General features: G+C 57.5%; 13 protein-coding genes. 8 read left to right on the top strand and 5 right to left on the bottom strand.

Annotation, left to right across the window (positions count from 1 at the left end):
* Positions 1-48: 48 nt before the first annotated feature.
* The 4 genes from ACPOL_RS07160 to ahcY form a co-directional block, all read right to left on the bottom strand.
* Positions 49-1353, bottom strand: a complete 1305-nt coding sequence (locus ACPOL_RS07160) for a flippase (RefSeq protein WP_114206445.1) — start codon at positions 1351-1353, stop codon at positions 49-51.
* 357 nt (positions 1354-1710) lie between these two features.
* Entirely contained in the window at positions 1711-2616 is a 906-nt protein-coding gene (locus ACPOL_RS07165) for a polysaccharide biosynthesis/export family protein (RefSeq protein ID WP_114206446.1), read from the bottom strand.
* Positions 2603-4948 (bottom strand): GumC family protein, encoded by a 2346-nt coding sequence (locus ACPOL_RS07170; protein ID WP_114206447.1) that lies wholly within the window; start codon positions 4946-4948, stop codon positions 2603-2605. Before ACPOL_RS07170 ends, ACPOL_RS07165 begins: the two co-directional genes overlap by 14 nt.
* Positions 4949-5323: 375 nt before the next feature.
* A complete protein-coding gene (gene ahcY, locus ACPOL_RS07175) occupies positions 5324-6769 on the bottom strand; it encodes an adenosylhomocysteinase (RefSeq protein WP_114206448.1) in 1446 nt (481 codons plus the stop codon).
* 58 nt (positions 6770-6827) lie between these two features.
* On the opposite strand from ahcY, the gene ACPOL_RS07180 reads away from it, so the two are divergent.
* The 3 genes from ACPOL_RS07180 (at position 6828) to ACPOL_RS07190 (ending at position 8960) form a co-directional block, all read left to right on the top strand.
* Positions 6828-7757 carry an ArsR family transcriptional regulator gene (locus ACPOL_RS07180; RefSeq protein WP_114206449.1) on the top strand — a complete coding sequence of 310 codons (930 nt, stop codon included), beginning with the start codon at positions 6828-6830 and terminating at the stop codon, positions 7755-7757.
* 49 nt (positions 7758-7806) lie between these two features.
* The gene (locus ACPOL_RS07185) at positions 7807-8130 is read left to right on the top strand and encodes an ArsR/SmtB family transcription factor (RefSeq protein WP_114206450.1); all 324 of its coding nucleotides are present in this window, start codon (positions 7807-7809) and stop codon (positions 8128-8130) included.
* Positions 8131-8207: 77 nt separating this feature from the next.
* Positions 8208-8960 (top strand): SDR family NAD(P)-dependent oxidoreductase, encoded by a 753-nt coding sequence (locus ACPOL_RS07190; RefSeq protein WP_114206451.1) that lies wholly within the window; start codon positions 8208-8210, stop codon positions 8958-8960.
* Between the two features lie 64 nt (positions 8961-9024).
* Here the strand turns inward: ACPOL_RS07190 and ACPOL_RS07195 are convergent, their stop codons facing one another.
* Positions 9025-10317, bottom strand: coding sequence for an NRAMP family divalent metal transporter (locus tag ACPOL_RS07195; protein ID WP_114206452.1), 1293 nt, complete (start codon positions 10315-10317; stop codon positions 9025-9027).
* Between the two features lie 257 nt (positions 10318-10574).
* On the opposite strand from ACPOL_RS07195, the gene ACPOL_RS07200 reads away from it, so the two are divergent.
* The 5 genes from ACPOL_RS07200 to gatC all read left to right on the top strand — a co-directional run bounded on the left by ACPOL_RS07200 (position 10575) and on the right by gatC (position 20365).
* Positions 10575-15104 (top strand): choice-of-anchor D domain-containing protein, encoded by a 4530-nt coding sequence (locus ACPOL_RS07200; protein ID WP_236657296.1) that lies wholly within the window; start codon positions 10575-10577, stop codon positions 15102-15104.
* Positions 15105-15194: 90 nt separating this feature from the next.
* On the top strand, positions 15195-15584 hold the full coding sequence (locus ACPOL_RS07205; RefSeq protein ID WP_114206453.1) for a cupredoxin domain-containing protein: 390 nt from the start codon (positions 15195-15197) through the stop codon (positions 15582-15584).
* A 169-nt stretch (positions 15585-15753) separates the two neighbouring features.
* Entirely contained in the window at positions 15754-18459 is a 2706-nt protein-coding gene (locus tag ACPOL_RS07210; RefSeq protein WP_150132931.1) for an SLBB domain-containing protein, read from the top strand.
* Between the two features lie 846 nt (positions 18460-19305).
* The gene (locus ACPOL_RS07215; RefSeq protein ID WP_236657297.1) at positions 19306-19944 is read left to right on the top strand and encodes a sugar transferase; all 639 of its coding nucleotides are present in this window, start codon (positions 19306-19308) and stop codon (positions 19942-19944) included.
* Positions 19945-20044: 100 nt separating this feature from the next.
* A complete protein-coding gene (gene gatC / locus ACPOL_RS07220; RefSeq protein ID WP_114206455.1) occupies positions 20045-20365 on the top strand; it encodes an Asp-tRNA(Asn)/Glu-tRNA(Gln) amidotransferase subunit GatC in 321 nt (106 codons plus the stop codon).
* The last annotated feature ends 3 nt before the right edge of the window (positions 20366-20368 follow it).

Below are 20368 nucleotides of genomic sequence, written 5' to 3' on the forward strand. Positions count from 1 at the left end.
AATTCCTCTGGCGTCGCTTATCGGGAAAGAGCTGCTCGTCGGATTGCCTTAAAGTTTGCGACTACCCTCCTGGGTGCCCGCGACGAGAATCCCGGCGGCAAACCGGCACATCAAGGCGAGCGCCGAGCAATTCAGTACCGCCAGCATGCCGTCTGTCCAGAGGCTCGACCATGCAGCGCCAAGCCATCCGTGGCTGGGGATCAGCCAGAGATTGAGGGCGACATTCAAAATGACAGCCAATACCTGAGACACTGTTCGGTATTTCTGTAAGCCGCTGCCGGTCATCGCGCTTCCCGTCATCTGGTGAATGCTGCGAAACACCGGAATGATGCATAGCCATCGCAGGGCCAGGACAGTCTCGCGGAAGCCCTGGCCGACCAGGTGAGGCACCAACGGCGCAGTGAGGAAAATGGCGGCCATGGCCAACAGTCCGAGCGGAATCGTTCTCTTCAGGAGTTTGGCGGCAAGCTCCGCCGATCCCGCAATGCCGATGAGGCCTCGTTTGAAGAAGCGGGGCATGGCCGCCTCCCGGATTGCAACGACGGGAATCGTGGCAACATCGACGATCCGATAGGCCATGGTGTAAATGCCATTGGCTACGTTCATTCCGTAGTGACTCAGCATGGTTTTGTCGATATCGTTGTACGCCGTCGAGGTGGAGGTCGCGAACGAGTACCCTAAGCCCTCCGGCAAGTCATGCTTCATCTGCGTCAAGTGAAATGCTGGCCTTCCGAATCTCCAAGTGACCGTGACAACGCCGGCTAGAGTGGCCGCCATCGAAACCATGACGGTTGCAATGGACCACTGGTAGGCCGAGGCGTGATGAAGCATGACCAACATCCCCGCGGCTGCGAGTGTGCGGGCAAAGTTAGTCGCCAGGTTCAGGAAAGCTGTAATTCGAAGTTGTTCGAACGTCTGGAAGACCCGCGCCGCGGCGAAGGTGAGTTGATTGCAGAAGCAGTTTGCCACTGCTCCCAGCAACAGGATCGGTCGCGAGCCGGCACCGATCAGGTGCCCGGAGATCAGCGCGAGTCCAGCAATGATCGCGACACTGACCGTCGTCGTCGTGAATAGAATATTTCCCCAGTAGACGGCGTATCTCTGCCGATCGGCGCTCACATAACGGAGGAAGACGGTTCCCGAACCCATCGAACTGTATTGTCCGATGATATTCGTGAGCGCGAATGCACCAGCGTATAAGCCATATTCATAAGGCCCGAGCAATCGGGCGATCAAGATGAAATAGGCCGATTGCAGCAGAAATCCGCTTCCCTGTCCAAGCACCATCCAACCGGCGTTGCGAGCCAGTGGGCTCGTCCGAATGCTTCTTAGCTCGCGCCTAATCGAGAACATGGACACCGGTACGGCGTCTTCGGGAAGTGGCCTGAACGGCAACGGTCCGAACGACAACTACGGAGGGCATCATCGTCGCGCGAGTACAGGAACAGTCGGAATCACTAGAGGCTCTAGGCAGAAGACGCCTTGGTAGGAGGGGGAGGATAAGCGATCATATCGCTTTCTTTAAATCAGCGCGTCCGCAAATCAGCAAGGCTAATCACGGTGGTGGAATCAAGGTCCTTCCACGCAGCGAAGAAGGATGGGCTCAGACAAAGAAAAGCGCCCCGCCATCCTGAAGGACGTGGGGCGCTATTTTTCTAAGAATCGCTCGGCTTCGAGTAACCGGAGTCAACTCAATGTACAGCCTAAGACTTAGGGCACGGCATAAACAGCAGCCGAACTGGCCCCGGCCAGGATCGAACTTCCGCTTACAGCGATGTTTTTGAGGTAGCTGAACGGCACATAGAGGATGTCCTCCGGCTCCAACATGATGTCCGGAATCTTGCCCTTCTGCATATCGCTCAACTGGATGTGGGTTTCCGTATAGCCGTCGGCGGTCCTGCGAATCAACCGGGCCGCAGCGGGGCGAGCAGTCGGAGGAGTTCCTCCGGCAAGCGCCAGCATCTGCAGCAGCGATAACTGAGAGCGGTTGTTGTTCATGGTATATCCGCCGGGCCTGCCCACGTCTCCGAGCGCGTAGACCAGACTCGCCTTCGGCACCATTACCTTGTCGCCCGGATGTACCAGGATGGAATGATTGAACGCTTCTTCAGGGTTATTGGAGACGAAATACTGGACGCGCTCTCCGGTGCCATGGCGCTCGATGGTGACATGCCGGTTGGCTAACTCTTGCAGCCCTCCAGCCATGCTGAGCACGTCCATTACCGGGCGCGAAGTGTCGATCTGATAAGAGCCTGGGTGAGCGACCTCGCCAATCACCAACACTCCCTGGGTGGCATATTGTTCGATCGTTACCGTCACCTGCGGGTGCTTCATGTACTCTTTTTGCTGCAACTGGGTCTCAACCGTGCGCGCCGCACCTTCCGGAGTCAGACCTGCAACGTGGACGTTCCCCAGGAAGATCAGCGGGACATTTCCGTCATCTGTCACACGCGCGTGCTGATCCATCTCAGGGGTATCGAATACCTGGACGTGCAGCATGTCACCAGGACCGATCAAGATGCTCTCTGCCGAGCCCGAAGCCGTCGCAGATGAGGTCTGCGCAAGCGCTGAAGCGGTTAGAACCAGAGCCAGAAATTGTAGCTTAAGAAATCTCACTCCCACCTCCCAAACGTTTCGTGTTGGTGTAATAGGTGCTATTTGAAAATCCGTAGTACTTGTAATAGGCGTCTGCGGTCCGTTCAACGCCGTTCAAGACCACCCCGATGTGACGGTTGGTTCCTAGTTGAGCGCGCAGCGTTCGCAGGGAAAGGTCAAGCGACTGTTGTTGCGTCGACTGATAACGAGCCACCAGAAGCGTCGCATCTACCTGGCTGCTGAGTACGACTGAGTCAGTCACGGGAAGAACCGGAGCCCCGTCGAGGATGATGAAGTCGTAGTACCCGCGCCATAGATCAAGCAGTTGCCTCATTTTACTTGATCCCAGCAGTTCTGCCGAGTAAGCCGGAATTGGACCTGATAATAAGATGTCCAAACCAGGAACGGCTTCGACCTGGAGAAATGCCTGTCCCATCGCATCGACCGACAACTGCCCAGCGAGAATGGTGCTCAGACCGACCTCCAAAGAAGAATTAAAGAGCACATGCAAGTTGGGGCGGCGCAGATCTGCGTCGACCAGCAAGACCCGCTTTCCTTGCTGGGCGAGGACCACTGCCAGGTTCGAGCTAAGCGTACTTTTACCCTCGCCCTCCGTCGACGATGTAACCAGGAGAACCTGTGGAGGGGCGCCTCCACGAGTGGAAAGCAAGGTGGTCCGCAAAGCCCGCAGCGCTTCCACGTAAGCAGAGTGAGGATCCTTGAGCGCCGCAATCGCCTCCCTTCCCGGCAGGGCAAAGCTGTGACCAGAGAGCCGAAGCCCCTTTTTCTTCGCAGCGAAGGACGGCAGTATGCCGAACGGGGCCTCACCCATCAGCGATTCAAGGCCGTGAATGTCGGCGATCTTGCTGTCCATCAGGTCGACGACCACTGCCATGATGCATCCGAATAAGAGTCCAGTCGCCAGGGATCCGGCGAGATACAACGGGATGTTGGGCCGAGAGGGCGCCGACGGCGCGAGCGCCGGGCTGACGACGGTGATGTTGCTGGAATGAAAGCCCTCGAGCACTCCGGCTTCTTTCATCCGGCTTTGCAGCTTCTCATAGAGCGAGCGGCTTTGGTCAGCTTGTTGCCGGGCCATCGAATACTGGACGGCCTTGTCGTTCATCTCATCAGCCCTTTGCTTCTCGGCGTCGTAGAGCTGTTTGGCGCCGGACTCGACCTGCTGGGCCACCACGTATTCGTTCCTCGCGCGATCGCGCATGCGCTGAATTTCTTCCTTGATGGAGTTCTGAATCGCGGTAAGATCAGCCTTCAACTCGTCCACCTTGGGATAGGCTGGCCCGAACTTGGCCAGAAGCTCGTTGATCTGGCCATTCAGGGTGGCCTCTCTTGTGCGCAAACTGGAGATGACCGCGAGGTCATTGCTCATCCCCGATGCGGCCCCTGCGAGAGCGGTGTTCGACGGTAAGCCCATGATAGTTTCAGGATCGCCGGACTTCACTACCTCGTAGATCGCGCCCTTGAGAATGACGTTGGTGTGGGCCTGAGAGACGGCGGCTGTCGCCTTTTGCAACTGGTCTAGCGTGCTGCTGTAAGCCTGCCCTTGTCCGTCGCCGTCGCCGCTGCCGGCCACTTGCACGACGCCAGTCTGTTTTTGCAGCTTGACCGCTTTCTGCTCGAGGGCATCACTGTCCGCCTTCATCTCGGCCAGTTGCGACTCCAAGAATTTTGACGCCTCAGTATCCACGGTACGTCTGCTTTGGAACGAGTAGTTCACGAGTGAGGCGACCAACTGATTGACGACGCGCGCGGCGAGATTCGGATCGCTGCTTGAAAATGCGACCTCGATCACTCGCGTTCCAGGGATGATCTTGACCTCCAGATTTTCCTGAAACTGCTTCAGCAATCGATCGCGACGCAATGGCGCAGCCGAGAGTGCCACGCCTGCGGGATCCGCCGGCGGAGGCGGTGAGAAGAGAGAGTTCACCCAACCGGTGAAGGTAAAGTGCGGCTTGAAGGCGCTGGTATCTTCCAGATGAAGGTCTTCAATGACCTTCATGGCGAGTGCAGGAGATTCGAGAACGGTCGCCTGGGTCTCGAGATTCATGCTCGCCGAATTTGGATCGGTATCACCGCCAGCCGGACTGGCAGCGTTCGAGTCCAGGGTAAGACTGTCGCTATTCGGCTTTTGGACTTGAATCTCGGCAACAGCGGTATAGCGCCGAGTCATGAGGATGCACAACAAGGCAGCCCCTGCTACCAGCAGCACAGTTGTGCGAAGGATTATCAGCCGTCTTCGATTGAGAATGCCAACGAAACCTTTGAGGGGGTTTTGCCGGCGATCAACCATAGGTGCTGGAAATCCGGTGGTGGAACCAGTCAAAGCTTTCATATTTCTTAAGATCAATACTAGGTCTTAAGCCTGGAACGCTTAGACCAATTCACATATTGCCGGTGACGTTGGTCAGGCTACTTGCAAGGAGTGTCGGCTGCACAAATGTCTATCTAGGACATTGAATCCGGGTGGTGAGTCCCGCCAAAGCGCAGAATGCCATTCAACCCTGCCTACTTAAAGGATAGTCTGCCCGGAACAAAAGTCAAGGGAATACAGAACTATCTCGACTCGAAGAATCCGCCCAATAATGGGCTCGCCGGGCTACTGAAGTTAGACCCCAAGATGAAGGGAAAGTTGCCAGTCGATGAGAATCACCGAGTTTCGGGATGCGAGAGATTGGCGTTGCGCCTAATCCCTCGCATCCTGAACGACTTAGTAGCGGTAGGTGTCCGGCTTGTAGGGGCCTTCGACGGCAACACCGAGGTAGTCGGCTTGCTTGGGCGAAAGCGTCGTCAGCTTGACGCCGATCTTTTCCAGGTGCAAACGGGCGACTTCTTCGTCCAGCTTCTTCGGCAGAACATAGACGTCGACCGCGTAGCTGTCCTTCTTCTCCCACAGATCGAGCTGGGCGAGAGTCTGGTTGGCGAAGCTGTTACTCATCACGAAGCTAGGGTGACCGGTCGCGCAGCCCAGGTTTACCAGACGGCCCTCGGCGAGCACGAAGATGCTGTGCGCCGCTTGCCCGTCAGTCGCTGGGAAGTTGTACTGGTCAACCTGCGGCTTGATGTTGATCTTCTCGACGCCCTTGGCGGTGTTGAGCTGATCCATCTGGATTTCGTTGTCGAAGTGGCCGATGTTGCAGACGATGGCCTGGTCTTTCATCTTCTTCATGTGCTCAAAGGTGATGATGTCCAGGTTGCCGGTGCAGGTGACATAGATGTCGCCGCGGCCGAGGGTGTCTTCGATGGTGGTCACTTCAAAACCTTCCATCGCCGCCTGAAGAGCATTGATCGGGTCAATCTCGGTGACGATCACACGCGCGCCCATGCCGCGGAGGGAATGCGCTGAGCCTTTGCCGACATCGCCGTAGCCGCAGATGACGGCGACCTTGCCGGCAACCATGACGTCGGTCGCGCGCTTGATGCCGTCGGCTAGGGATTCGCGGCAGCCGTAGAGGTTATCGAACTTCGACTTGGTCACCGAGTCGTTGACGTTGATCGCCGGGACAAGCAGCTTGCCCTGTTCCTTCATCTTGTAGAGACGGTGAACGCCGGTGGTGGTCTCCTCGGAGACGCCGCGCCATTCCTTGGCAACACGGTGCCAACGTTGCGGATCTTCCGCGTGGATCTTCTTCAGCAGGTCCTTGATGACATCTTCTTCGTGGCTGCCGGAGGGCGTGTTGACCCAGCCGTCGCCGTCTTCGAGTTCATAGCCTTTGTGAATCAACAGGGTTACGTCACCACCGTCATCAACGACCAGCTGCGGCCCCTTGCCATTGTGATCGAGGGCTTGATTGGTGCACCACCAATACTCTTCGAGAGACTCGCCCTTCCAGGCGAAGACGGGGACGCCAGCGGCCGCAATTGCCGCGGCGGCGTGGTCCTGGGTCGAGAAGATATTGCAGCTCGCCCAGCGAACGTCGGCGCCCAGCGCAACCAGGGTCTCGATCAATACCGCGGTCTGGATCGTCATGTGAAGTGAACCGGTGATGCGGACGCCAGCCAGTGGCTTGGCAGCGGCATACTTATGCCGAATCGCCATCAACCCGGGCATCTCGTGTTCAGCGATGGAAATTTCCTTGCGTCCCCAGTCTGCCAGGGACATGTCGGCCACTTTGTAGGTGGCGGTAGTGGCGCGATCCAGTGTTGCGGTAGCCATGCGTTAAATCCTCCTATCGTAAAATCACGATATATCGATATAATACCGGTAAGCCAAAATGACGTCAATGCTCAAATCGCTGCGGCTGCTTGCTGATCCAAATCGGTTGCGGATCTTGTTGCTCCTCGCAGCGGAAGAGCTTTCTGTCGCCGAACTGCAAGAAATCCTCGGTCTTGGCCAAAGTACTATATCGACGCAGCTCTCGCAGTTGAAGAGCGCTGAACTCATTGAGGACAGGCGCGCCGGGAAAAACAACCTCTACAGGCTCGCGCAGCCGGCTGCTCAGGCCGTCCTGCCGATTATTCGCCAGGCCGCGGTCGAGATTGCGGAGGCCGTTGGGGACGAGGCTGCCCTGGCGCTCATTCTCCGCAAGCGGCAGGACAAAACCCGTGCGTTCTTCGATGAGATGGCTGGGCGTTTCGGCCGGGAGTATCTTCCGGGACGTTCCTGGAAGGGTTTAGCAGAAGCGCTGCTGAAGCTTATGCCACCAATGGTGATCGCCGATCTGGGCGCCGGAGAAGGGACGTTTTCCTTGCTCCTGGCGCAGCGCGCCAAACGGGTGATAGCAATCGACAGCTCAGAGAAGATGGTTGAGTACGGCACTGCCCTCGCCCTGAAGCAGGGCGCCAGCAGCCTCGAATACCGTCGCGGGGACCTTGAAGCGCTTCCGATCGAGGACGAGGCCGTGGATCTCGCCTTCTTCAGCCAATCCCTCCATCATGCCTTGCACCCCGGACGAGCGATTGCCGAGGCCTGGCGCATTCTCAAACCCGGCGGCCGCATTGCCGTCCTCGACCTGGTCAGACACCGCTTTGAAGAGGCCCGCGAACTCTACGCGGACCTCTGGCTTGGCTTCAGCGAAGCCGAATTGGAAGGGTTGTTACAGAAAGCAGGCTTTGCGGGGGTGGAGACGGATCTGGTTCACAAAGAAAGCGAAGCGCCATACTTCCAGACGCTGCTGGCAGTCGGCAACAAGCCCTGCGCTTGATCTCTCCCCATCCAGCTAAACCAGAACAGCCGACAAGCATTCTGTCACAATGGTAGTCGTGGCCTCTCGACCCACCATCAAACTTGCTGCGGAAAAGCCGGTTTTGCTTGGCAAGCGCGAACAACTCCGGATAGCCCGGGCTCTGGCCGACCCGACTCGCTTTGAGATTTTTCAGCAAATTGCCGCAGGGCGCTGCGTAGCCTGCGCCGATCTCCGCGAGCATCTGTCGGTGACCCCGCCCACCGTCTCTCATCACCTCAAGGAACTCGAAGCCGCCAATCTGATTGAAATGGCGCGTGACGGAAAATTTATGAACCTGACTTTCCGTCGCGACATCTGGCAGGCATACCTCAAAGAACTTTCCCGGATCTAGCCACTTCCAGAATCCTTCCCCTCGTCATGTCCATCACTTAGGCGTACCGAAGCTTCACTGCGTAAAGAGGGAAAGACATGAGCACACTAAACGGGAAAGTAGCGGTCGTCACCGGCGCGTCTAAGGGCATTGGCGCATCCATCGCGGAGCATTTCGCCGCATCAGGCGCGAAGGTGGTCGTCAACTACTCCAGCAGCAAAGAGGGCGCGGACCGAGTCGTGGCCAACATCAAAGCCAAGGGCGGCGATGCGATTGCGATCCAGGCCAACGTGGCAAAACAGGCGGAGATCGAGAAGCTTTTTGCAGAGACCAAGAAAGCTTACGGAAAGCTCGACATTCTGGTGAATAACGCTGGTATTTACGAGTTTTCACCGCTCGAAGAGATCACCGCTGAACACTTCCACAAGCAGTTCGATCTGAACGTTCTCGGCTTGCTCCTGACTACCAAGGAGGCTGTGAAGCTTATCGGTCCCGAGGGCGGCTCCATCATCAACATCAGCTCGATCGTGGGACCAATGCCGATGCAGACCGCCGCCGTTTATAGCGCAACCAAGGCAGCTGTCGATGCCATCACCGTGGCCTTATCGAAGGAGCTGGGAGCGCGGAAGATTCGGGTAAATTCGCTCAACCCCGGCATGGTCGAGACCGAAGGCGTCCACGCAGCGGGCTTCGCCGAGAGTGACTTCCGCAAGCAGATCGAAGCCACCACCCCGCTCGGCCGCATCGCGCAGCCTGGAGACATCGCGACTGCCGCAGTCTTCTTCGCCTCCGACGACGCTGGCTGGGTGACCGGGCAAACGCTCATCCTCGCGGGCGGACAGCGCCAGTAAGGTTGCGCCCGGATGAGGTCCTCAAAGACTCTCATCTCCAATGCTGTCTGAGCGCGGCGTTCGGCTATAGCACCAACAGAGCCAGCGCCGCGCCGCCCATCGCTACAGCGCAGGCCCAGCCCAAGTAGCGCAACGGTCTTGAATTGGTGCGTTTCCCCATCACCTTTTCGTCGCTCGTCAGGAGCACGACCAGAACAACCAGGGGCGGCGCCAGCACCCCATTCAGAACCGCGGACCAGAAGAGCATCTTGACCGCGTCCAGCCCGGCAAAATCCAAAGCCAAGCCGATCAGCATCGCGACTGCAATGACCGCGTAAAATGGGCGCGCCGCAAGGGGCTTAGAACCCAGAGACGCGTGGCGCCATTTTGCGCCCTCCGCGACCGCATAGGCGCACGAACCTGCAAGTACTGGCACCGCCAGCATCCCTGTCCCGATCAGCCCAAGGGTGAACAGCCAGTAGGCGCCTTGTCCGGCCAGCGGACGCAGCGCCTCTGCCGCCTCTTTGGCGGTCGTAATACTTCTGAGTCCATGGGCATGAAGAGTAGCCGCCGTCGTCAAGATAATGAAGTACATCACCACGTTTGAGAACAACATGCCGGTGACGACATCAGTTCTCGTAGCGGCCAACTCGGCATCCGTGGCTCCGCGCCTCTGCGCCACTTTGATCTTGCCTTGCTTGCGCTCCTCTTCTACTTCCTGCGATGCCTGCCAGAAAAAAAGGTACGGCGAAATCGTTGTGCCTAGTATTCCCACCAGAACGGACACATAGCTTCGTGTCCACTCGATATGAGGCACGAATGTGGATCGGAGAACGGCCCACCAATCGGGACGAGCGAGGAAGGCCGTAATGACATAAGCGAACAATATCAGGGTCATCCACTTGAAGGTCCGCGCGATGGTGCGATACGAGGTCCAAAAAAGAAGAGCAATGATAATTGCGGTAAAGAGGGGCGTCCAAAAGTAAGAGGGAACTCCGGTCACCATTTGCATGGCGTTGGCCATGCCTCCGAGATCGGCGCCGATGTTAAATACATTGGCGATGACCACCAGCCCGCAAGCCGGCCAGAGTACCCAAGGCGGATAGCGAGTGCGAATCACACTCGCGAGTCCCCGGCCGGTCACCATGCCCAGACGCGCACACATCAACTGCACAGCCGCCATAAGCGGAAAAGAAAACAATGCCGTCCAGAGTGCGGTATAGCCGTAGGCCGCCCCGGCTACCGAATAAGTGGAGATCCCGGAAGGGTCATCGTCGGCCGCCCCAGTAATCAATCCCGGACCAAGGTCCCTGAAGAATTGCTGAACGGGATCCCGTCGCCTGGGCGGAACTTCCGATCTCTCCGGTGTCAGGAGCATTCTGATTGCCGTCTCGTATCCTGCCAACCATAGCACTTGAAGTACAGGTTGATCACCAATTTCCCATTACGGTTCCTTCTCGGAAAGCCAGGGGGCCGCTAACTCCGAATCTAGTGGCGAGCGGTCCGATCACGACCGCATAATGGCTACAACTCTCCGTAACAAAATCTAAGATTCCGTGGTTTTGCGACTCTGGTCCGCCGCTATTTGAATGGCGTCGGTTGTCACTCGCGAAACATTCGAGACATAGGCGAACTGTGATCATCCGGCCACTCCGCTCGTGGGTTTTGATTGTCGCCTGCCTCCTTCCATCCGGGCTTGTTGCCTTTGCATCGCCGCAGGATACGATAGCCAAGCCTCCGCTACGCCCTACTCATCAGGCAAACGCGAAAGCGTTCCTGGCGAAGCGCGGGTGGCCGGGAAAACAGGCGGCAACCCTGTTGATGCAGGGACGCGCGGCCAGCAAGAGATCAGCGAATGTCAGAGAGGGGATTGATCCTGCGCTCGCCACGCCCACAGATTCCCTGCTCAGTCAGCCATGGCAACCGCTCGGACCGGCGCAGATCTCAACCACTGTTTACGGGCTGGTGACAGGCCGAGTTTCGAGTATCGCAGTCGACCCGTCGGATCCGACCGGCAATACGATCTATGTTGGGACGAGCGGTGGCGGCGTATGGAAATCCACCACTGCAGCAGGCCCTCCCGCTGCCGTTTCCTTTGCTCCTCTAACGGACGATCTACCTGCGTTCAATCAAGGCGATCTGGCTTCGCTGAGCATCGGAGCACTCTCGGTCCAAACGGGAGGAACTGGTGTCATCCTGGCAGGGACGGGAGACCCGAACGATGCCCTTGACTCCTACTACGGCTCCGGCATTCTCCGTTCCGCGGACGGTGGCCTGAGCTGGAGTCTGATTGCCAACTCAAATGACCTGTCTGTGAATTCGCTGACGAACTTCTACTTCGTTGGGAATGCCTTCGCCGCCTTCGCCTGGAGTGTACAGTCTCCGAACCTTGTCGTTGCCGCTGTCTCTCAATCGGCGCAAGGAGAACTGGTCGGCGCGACGGATCTTCAAAGCTATAACGACATTCCGAGGAGTGTCGCCGGCCTTTACTACTCGATCGATGCTGGGCAGACGTGGCTTATGGCCACGATAACCGACGGGCCGGGCCGAACCGTGCAGACCGGCCTGATCCCCGTCGCCGGCGGAGGAAACGCGGCGACCGCGGTGGTGTGGAACCCGATTCGCAGACGCTTTTATGCAGCCATCCGCTTCCATGGATATTACGAGTCCGCGGATGGAATTACATTCACTCGCCTCTCGAATCAGCCAGGCGCCGGCTTGACGTCGACCGAGTGTCCGACCAACCCGAACAGCATTGGGTCGCAGGCGTGCCCGCTCTTCCGCGGAGCGCTGGCGGTACAACCCTCCACCGGAGACATGTTCGCTCTCAGTGTGGATGGCAATTTGCTCGACCAGGGGCTCTGGCAGGATGTATGCTCAGCGTCCTCTAGAACATGTGTGTCAAACACTGTTACATTTAGCCAACCGTTGTCTGCCACCGCGCTCGAAAATGGCCAGGGCGCGATTTTCCTCGGCGACTACAGTCTGGTGTTAGCGGCGGTGCCCTCCACTGGGGATACACTTCTCTTCGCAGGGACGCAAGATATTTATCGCTGCAGCCTTGCGGCGGGTTGTGTCTTTCGCAACACCACGAACACGAACACCTGCACCGCCGCCCTGGTCGCCCCCTTCCAACACGCGATCGACACGACCTTTGCCGGCGGCCTGTCGCTGATGTATTTCGGCAATGACAGCGGGCTCTGGCGGTCGACCGACGATGTGGGCCAGACGATGCAAACCTGTCTCCCCGACGATGCGAACCATTTTCAGAACCTTAACAACGGCATCGGATCGCTCGCCGAGGTGAATGCCTTTGCGCAGGACCCCACCGACAGCGCAATCATCCTCGCCGGGATCGGCGTGAACGGATCCGCCGCTTCATCGACCGCGAGTCAAAACGTCTGGCCTCAGGTTTTGGACGGCAACGGCAGCTATGTGGCCATCGACCCGTCAAATCCCGAAAACTGGTACGCGCAGAGCAGCATCGGAGTTGGGATTGATCTATGCGCGAGCGGCTCTTCCTGCACTCCGGCTGCATTCGGCACACCCGTCATCGGATTTGCTCAAGTCGGGCCGGACGCCTATGCATCATCCGAGGGATCACCGTTCATCCTTGATCCGCTGAATAGTGCGAACCTCATCCTCGGGACTTGTCATGTCTGGTGGGGCCCTGCAGATGGAGCATCCTGGTCACTAGCCAACCAGCTTAGCGAACTTTACCCGGGCGAAGGACCTACCTGTGCCGGCAACGGGTTACTCCAATCAATGGCTGCGAGCAGTGCGGTCTCTACTTCGGAAACCAACACCGAGTTGATCTACGCTGGGATGTCGGGGGTGGGTCTGGACGGTCCGCAAGCCTATGCCGGCCACCTCTTCGAAGCGACCGGGATTAATTCCCGCTTGTCCCCTGCCGCCTGGACGGACATATCTGCGTCGCCGGTGACGAACGACCTCTACGGCTTCAATCCTGCGGATTTCAGCGTCTCGAGCATTACCCTCGATCCTCACGATCCGACCGGTCAAACCGTCTACGCGACGATCCAGGGGTTTGACACTATTCTTGCGTCAACTGGCAGCGTTTACGCCTCGACCAACGCCGGCGTCAGCTGGCTGAATATTACCAGTAACCTGCCTGGCGTTCCCGCGAACAGCATCGCGATCGATCCCAATGATGCGAATACTGTTTATGTGGCCATCGATACTGGCGTTTATATCACCACCGCGGTTACGAGTTGCTCGGTTCAGAATTGCTGGAGCCTCTACGGATCGGGACTGCCCAATTCACCAGTGATCCAGCTGGCGACCTTCAATCATGCCGGACAGTCTCTTTTGCGTGCAGGGACCTACGGACGTGGTATCTGGCAGATTCCCTTGATCACTGCGGCTGCCGCAGAGGCGACCGCAGCCACATCTCCATCCTCGCTGTCGTTTGCAGAGCAGCAAGTACAGACTCAAAGCGGCGCACAGACAGTCACGGTTACAAATACTGGAACCATTCCCCTGATCGTAGCCCAAACGCCGGTGACGGGCGACTTTGCGGCGGCGAATGGTTGCAGCGGGCCGGTCGCTATAGGAAGTGGCTGCACCGTGCAAGTGACGTTCACGCCGACGATGACCGGTGTTCGCAGCGGGAAATTAACCATCTATGCGAACGTCGCTCAAGGACAGTTGACCGTGCCGGTCAGCGGCACCGGACTACCTGGCGCGTCGGTGGTTTTACTGCCAACCTCGATGAACTTCGGTGCCACACTAGTAGGCTCGTCGGCAATCCCACCGCAGAACATCACCATATCGAACACTGGCGGTGTCGCAGCGACACTCGGGACACCGGTTGTGACTGGCGACTTTTCAATTGTGGCGAATACCTGCTCGGCGACGCTCGCTCCAAACTTCGGTTGCACCGTGGCCATCGCCTTCACCCCGACCTTGTCGGGTCCGCGCCCGGGCGTCTTCTCCATCAGTGACAGTCAAGGGACACAATCGGCGACGCTTCTGGGTAATGGCGTCGCTCCGGCCACCGATGGCGTCGCGCCGTCCGCTCTCGCTTTTGCGCTACAGACTGTCGGCACCAGCAGCACTCCGCAGGTGGTCATTCTAGCCAACTCTGGGGATTCGCCTTTGAACTCGGTGAGTGCATCCGTGACTGGCGACTTCCAGGTCGTCAATGGCTGCGGGGAGACACTGATCGGCCACTCCACATGCGCGTTTTCAGTGACCTATAGCCCCAAACAGGTGGGAGTTGAGAATGGTGTGCTGACGATCAACGACATGTATGGAAAGCCTCAGAACGTTGCCTTATCAGGTCTGGGTCTGGCGCCGTCCGGGATTTCCGTCTTACCTTCAGCAATCAACTTCGGCACCGAAGCCATCGGGGTGCCGAGTCCTGCGCAGACCGTTACTGTTACAAACAGCGGCGGAATAGCATTAGGCGCGCTCACCCTCGCGGTGCAAGGCCCATTTAGCATCGTCTCAACAAGTTGCACCTCCACGTTGGCGACCGGAGGAAATTGTTCGGCCCAGGTCGAATTCCTCCCCACTCTCTCGGGCCTCCTTTCAGGAACGCTGACGGTCGGAAGCTCTTCGATTGATAATCCGCTGCAGGTCGCGCTTAGCGGCGACGGTTTTGGGTTCACCTTGCAACCGAATGGGGCGTCGAGTGCAACCGTCACCGCCGGGCAAACCGCCAACTATCTTTTGCAGATCATTCCGGATTCGGGATCAACCGGGATGGTGTCAATCACCTGCGGCTCTTCGCCTCCAGGCTCTGACTGCATCGTGAACCCGTCCTCGGTGCAGCTGACGAGTGGAGTCACCACAACGGTTGCGGTTTCGATTGCAACTGGAACCCTTGGTGCGACAGGAGCCTATGCGACCGCCACAACTGGTAAGCCATCTCGTGGAACGGCGCTGGTTCTGATAGCGCTGTGCTTGCCGTTTGCTCTTCTTAGATTCCCTGCCACTCGGAGGAAGGGATGGTGGCTAGCCTGGGTAATCGTCATCGCAGCGACCCCGCTAGGCTGCGGAGTCAGTGCCAGCGTTGGCAAAACGAGTGCGTCGACCGGGGGAAATCCGATCTCGACGCCATCAGCGACCTATAATCCCGTCGTGACGGCGACTGGCTCAGGAGCGACACAGAGCGTCCAGTTGACCTTAGTTGTCGAGTGAAATATTAGAAGTCGGAAGAATTCAGAGCGGAACGCCGTCTTTCAATCCCGATGACTTTACTTCTATCTCCCTGAATGAAAACCTTGACTCATGGTCTTACGGCAGTTTTCATCGCGAATTTTTACTTGCCGCTTGTTGCTCTCTGCCATCGTTCTACTGCTCTCGATGGTGCCGGAGACGCGTGTCTCGGCCGACGAACCGCCGGTTCCAACCATCATCGTCCGTGCGCAGAGATTCTCGTTTACCCCAAACCAGATAACCCTGAAGAAGGGGCAGCCCGTGAAGCTCATTTTTCTCTCGGAGGACGTTCCCCACGGTTTGTCTGTGAAGGGAATAGGTCTAAGGGCCGAAATTCACAAGGGCCAACGGACCGAGGTATCGGTTACCCCGGCCGAGACCGGCGACTTCCCCGGCCGTTGCTCGGTATACTGCGGCAGTGGTCACCGAGACATGGAATTTCTCGTCCGTGTCGTCGAATGACGCCGAAGAACGACACCGGTTCCGCTTTGATTCGACCTTCTAAAGCACTACACTCAGAATGCACTGCCCGAGTCATGCCGCGTAGAGGCTCTTGCGGGGCCACAAGGAGAAATCACGTAGGGAAAGGGTTCGCGGCCTGATTTTCGCGCTCCCGCCTTTCATCGACGGTATGTTAAATCGATCTGTCTATCTGGGATTTGCCGCACTCCTGACATTCACATTAGGGTCTTCTTCCTTCGCCCAGTCAACCTTGGGCAATACGGGCATCGACGCCCAGCAAGGCATCGATTGCGCCGATCCGCTTAACGCGAATTCAGAGACTTGCCAGGTGGGCCGCGGGCAGAATAACCAAAACCAGCAAAATAGTTATCAGAATTCGCAGCAATTCCCAAACTCAGGGAGTTCTCCCCAGAACGGTCGTAGCGGAGTTCCTGGTACCCAGAATCCCACCTTTTCCGACAACGGAGGGGTCAATGGTGCTAATGCTGCCAACGCTCGAAACTCGGCCCCACTGCCCTTCCCTCAAGAACCGTTGACGGAATTTCAGAAACTTGTGGCGTCTACGACCCAGCAGCTGCTTCCGATTTATGGGCAGGACCTCTTTCAAGGCGTGCCCTCCACCTTTGCTCCTGTGGATCAGATTCCAGTGACGCCTGACTATGTGATCGGTCCCGGAGATGAGATCCGGATTCGAGTGTGGGGTCAGGTGAACTTCAACGCCGATCTCAAAGTGGACCGCTCCGGCGATGTCTATCTGCCGCAGGTCGGCCGTATCCACGTGACTGGCTATGCATTTTCCGACCTGAGTCAACAGATCCGCTCGCAAATCGCTCGCGTTTACAGGAACTTCGATCTTACTGTTGATCTGGGTCAACTGCGGTCGATTCAGATATTTGTGGTAGGGCAGGCACGACGTCCCGGCGCTTACACGGTAAGTTCCCTCAGCACGCTGGTCAACGCCTTGTTCGCATCGGGCGGTCCGTCGGTGCAGGGCACAATGCGTGACATCCAGTTGAAGCGCGAAGGAAAGGTGATCTCGGATTTCGACTTGTACGATCTCCTGATACGCGGTGATAAGTCGCAGGACGCCCGTCTGCTCCCCGGAGACGTCATTTACATCCCGGCGGCCGGACCGCAGGTGGCGCTGATGGGCAGCGTCCGAAAACCCGCCATTTACGAATTGCGAGGAGGCGCAGGGGCCACTACGATCCAACAGTTGATCGACTCTGCGGGGGGGCTTTCCGCGATCGCTTCCGGCTCAAGGATCTCGGTAGAGCGCATCGAGAACCATCAGAATAGATTCGCCATGGAGGTCGCGCTCGACGCCACGGGACTGGCCACGCCGCTACAAGATGGCGATGTCCTGCGAGTGATTTCCATCGTTCCCGGCTTCGGGAAGACGGTAACGCTTCGCGGAAACCTGGCGAATCCGGGACGATTCGCCTGGCACGAAGGCATGAAGCTGAGCGATCTGATTCCCGACCGGGCATCGCTGATAACCCGCAACTATTGGTGGCATCGGGTCCAGCTGGGACTACCGGGATTTGAATTTCAGCCACTGGAAGGCCGGGGCGCGCTTTATCAGCCCAGCCATCCTGGTTATCTACCCAAACAACAGACGTTTCCTCTGAATGGAACATTCAACGGAGTTCCGGCGGCGCCGGGCACGCAGTGGAATAGGCCAGACTCACCTTCATCCGGACAGACACCCGACCTGGGAAACGGGCAGTTCAGCGGCAACCTGGCGCCTTCCTCCCCAACTGCCAACGCCAATGCTCCTTCGTACCCTGGACAGCAACGCGGTGATTCGCTGGCCGCGCAAGCGGAAGCCAGTGGCAGCACGCTAGCGGGCCAGCAAAGCCAAATCGTCACCCAAAATGTCGCCACCGCGGGTCAGAAGTTCGATGTCAGGCTGTCAGCTCCCGAGATTGATTGGTCGTACGCCGTCATTGAGCGTCTCGACCCTTCTTCGCTGAAGACCTCCCTCCTTTCCTTTAACCTCGGTAAGCTGGTGATCGATCACGATCCGACTCAGGATTTGCCGATACAACCTGGAGACGTTGTCACCATCTTTTCCCAGGCTGACATCCGGGTCCCGCTCGAGCAGCAAACCAAGTTCGTGAGGCTTGAGGGAGAATTCGTGAGTGCCGGCATCTACAGCGTCGGACCAGGCGAGACCCTTCGTCAGCTTGTCGAACGCGCTGGCGGATTTACGCCCAATGCGTATCTCTTCGGGTCGGAATTCACCCGGGAATCCACCCGCGTCTTTCAGCAGCAACGCCTCGATGAATACGTACAATCGCTCGAGTTGCAGACGCAGCGAGGGAGCATTAACCTGGCGGCCGCTGCAGTCAGCCCCCAAGACACCGCCGCCGCCAACGCGGCTAACATCAGCCAACAAGCCTTGCTGACTCGACTTCACCAGCTCCGGGCGACTGGCAGGATCGTCCTTGAGGTGAAGCCGAACAGCACCGGCGTCGACAGCATCCCCGACCTACCCCTCCAGGATGACGACCGGTTTGTTGTGCCGCCGGTGCCGGCGAGCATCAACGTGGTCGGCTCTGTGTACAATCAGAACTCGTTTATCTATCAATCAAGCCGGCGCGTCGGCGACTATCTTCGTCTGGCGGGCGGCCCCAACCGAGAGGCAGACAAAAAACACATCTTTGTGATTCGGGCAGACGGATCGGTTTACAGCCGCGCGACAGCGAACGGACTCTGGGGCAACAACTTCGAGGCTATGCGGCTCAATCCAGGCGACAGCATCGTGGTCCCGGAGAAGACCGTCGGTGCATCGGCGGTCAGGGGATTCATCAACTGGTCGCAGATTTTCTCCCAGCTCGCTATAGGAGCAGCGGCGATCAATATTTTATAGATGACCACCGTTACTCAACCGCTGGAGAGGGCAGAGGTGTTCTCCCTTCTGCTCTCTTTCAAGAGCATTCACTGAAAATTCATGGAGCTCCAGAAAACGACGGTTCACGGCTGGTGCTGCATTCATAATGAACCGCAGACGGGCGCAAGCCGAAGATGAAGGCCCGACCGACGCCAGCGTCAGGCATCCTACAACACTGATTTCTGAATCTTTATGCCAATGCGAGGGGGTTTAGTACACTGTGAGGGCGGAAAGCAAAGTTCCTTTCGTGAACAACTTCTGGCGTCGCCCGGGGTTACGATGACTCAATCGCGTGTACGGCGTGTAAAGGGAGTCACGTTTTGCACCCTGCAGGTAGCATTTGAGTTGAATGTTGTTGTATCTGGGTGTTAGTTCTGGAGTACAGCACAATGAACGACACATGAACTCCGGGGAATAGGGCTAGATTCTGTCATCGAGTCAAAAAGGGAACCAAGTTCAAACAGGTTTTGTCCATGACAGGAGCTGAGACTTTAAATGATAAAAGTGCCGAATATTGATTAAGGATCGAGCAAAAGGCACCGGATACCACTTCGTGCCAATTCGAATTCTTCCTCGGGGGAAATACATTTGGCTTCATCAATTCTGTCCTCAAGCACTGGCGGGCGTATCGTCACTATCGGGCCTCCACCAAGTGCTGAAAGCGACCTCCGCGGTGCGGAGAGTAGTAGCGCTGATGAGTTAGAGTTCGAGAACTTGTCTCCTGCGAGTGGCCAGTTTGGAGACGCAGCCAGTTTCAGATCGAAAACTTTCGCCTCATTCAACCGCAGTTCTGAAGCACTTGAACTCTGGCGTGATGCTCCCGACTTGGGTGATCTCCCTACGCAGAGCAGGAAATACGAGGTAGGCAAGCGCATTTTTGATATCGCACTCGCGATCCTGATTGCTCCGATTGTCGGGTTGATGATCGCTTTCATCGGAGCCCTGATCTTTCTCACGGCTGGCCAGCCGATTTTCTTTCGTCAGAAGCGCATTGGCCAACATGGCCGAGAATTTTACATTTGGAAATTTCGCACTATGCGGCCGCATGCCGACCATATTCTCGCGGAGCATCTCAAGCGAGATGCGGAAGCACGAGACGAGTGGTTTCACACCCATAAACTGCGCAATGATCCACGAATTACCCCGCTTGGGAGTTTGCTCAGGAAGACGAGCCTGGATGAGCTTCCCCAGCTCCTTAACGTGTTTGCCGGGGATATGAGCTTTGTCGGTCCCAGGCCGATTGTCCGAGCGGAGATGGTCAAATACGCAGAGCGGTTTCCCTATTACCTGGCCGCAGTTCCTGGGATCACCGGACTTTGGCAGGTTTCTGGACGCTGCAACGTCTCCTATGAAGCTCGCGTCATACTGGATGAGACTTACGTTTGCAAGTGGAGCATGGCGAGGGACCTATGGATCTTGCTGAAGACTCCGCGGGCGGTCTGCTACCGAGATGGCGCCTACTAGAGCATTCCACTTGCTAAAGTTGCAGACGGCGCCTTGGAAACTGGATGTCGAAGGCTGATATCCTGTCCTAGACATCCAATTTCTAGAAAGCTTCACCAGCATGACGAACTCAGAGAGAGTAACGGGCCGCGACCTGCAGCGGGTGGCCGATCTTGCCAACCTGGAACTAACCGAGGAAGAAGAAGCCTCGATGCTGCGCGACCTGAACTCCATCCTGGACCACGTGGCGCACTTAAATGAGCTCGACACCTCGTCGGTCCCGGCGATGGCGCAGGTCAGCGAGATTCTCGGCTCGAATTCGGCCGGGAGGCCGCTCCGCGAAGACGAGGTGATCTCCTCTCTGGATCGTGCGACCGTCATGGAATGCGCCCCGGATTCCGACGGGACGTTCTTCCGTGTTCCTAAGGTGATTGAGCGATAATGA

Source organism: Acidisarcina polymorpha (assembly GCF_003330725.1).
GTDB classification, from domain to species: domain Bacteria; phylum Acidobacteriota; class Terriglobia; order Terriglobales; family Acidobacteriaceae; genus Acidisarcina; species Acidisarcina polymorpha.

Coding starts and splice junctions, on each gene's coding strand:
- ACPOL_RS07185 (WP_114206450.1), top strand. CDS start 7,807: ATGGTAGTCGTGGCCTCTCGACCCACCATCAAACTTGCTGCGGAAAAG.
- gatC (WP_114206455.1), top strand. CDS start 20,045: ATGACGAACTCAGAGAGAGTAACGGGCCGCGACCTGCAGCGGGTGGCC.
- ahcY (WP_114206448.1), bottom strand. CDS start 6,769: ATGGCTACCGCAACACTGGATCGCGCCACTACCGCCACCTACAAAGTG.
- ACPOL_RS07160 (WP_114206445.1), bottom strand. CDS start 1,353: ATGTTCTCGATTAGGCGCGAGCTAAGAAGCATTCGGACGAGCCCACTG.
- ACPOL_RS07210 (WP_150132931.1), top strand. CDS start 15,754: ATGTTAAATCGATCTGTCTATCTGGGATTTGCCGCACTCCTGACATTC.
- ACPOL_RS07190 (WP_114206451.1), top strand. CDS start 8,208: ATGAGCACACTAAACGGGAAAGTAGCGGTCGTCACCGGCGCGTCTAAG.
- ACPOL_RS07205 (WP_114206453.1), top strand. CDS start 15,195: ATGGTCTTACGGCAGTTTTCATCGCGAATTTTTACTTGCCGCTTGTTG.
- ACPOL_RS07180 (WP_114206449.1), top strand. CDS start 6,828: ATGACGTCAATGCTCAAATCGCTGCGGCTGCTTGCTGATCCAAATCGG.
- ACPOL_RS07170 (WP_114206447.1), bottom strand. CDS start 4,948: ATGAAAGCTTTGACTGGTTCCACCACCGGATTTCCAGCACCTATGGTT.
- ACPOL_RS07195 (WP_114206452.1), bottom strand. CDS start 10,317: ATGCTCCTGACACCGGAGAGATCGGAAGTTCCGCCCAGGCGACGGGAT.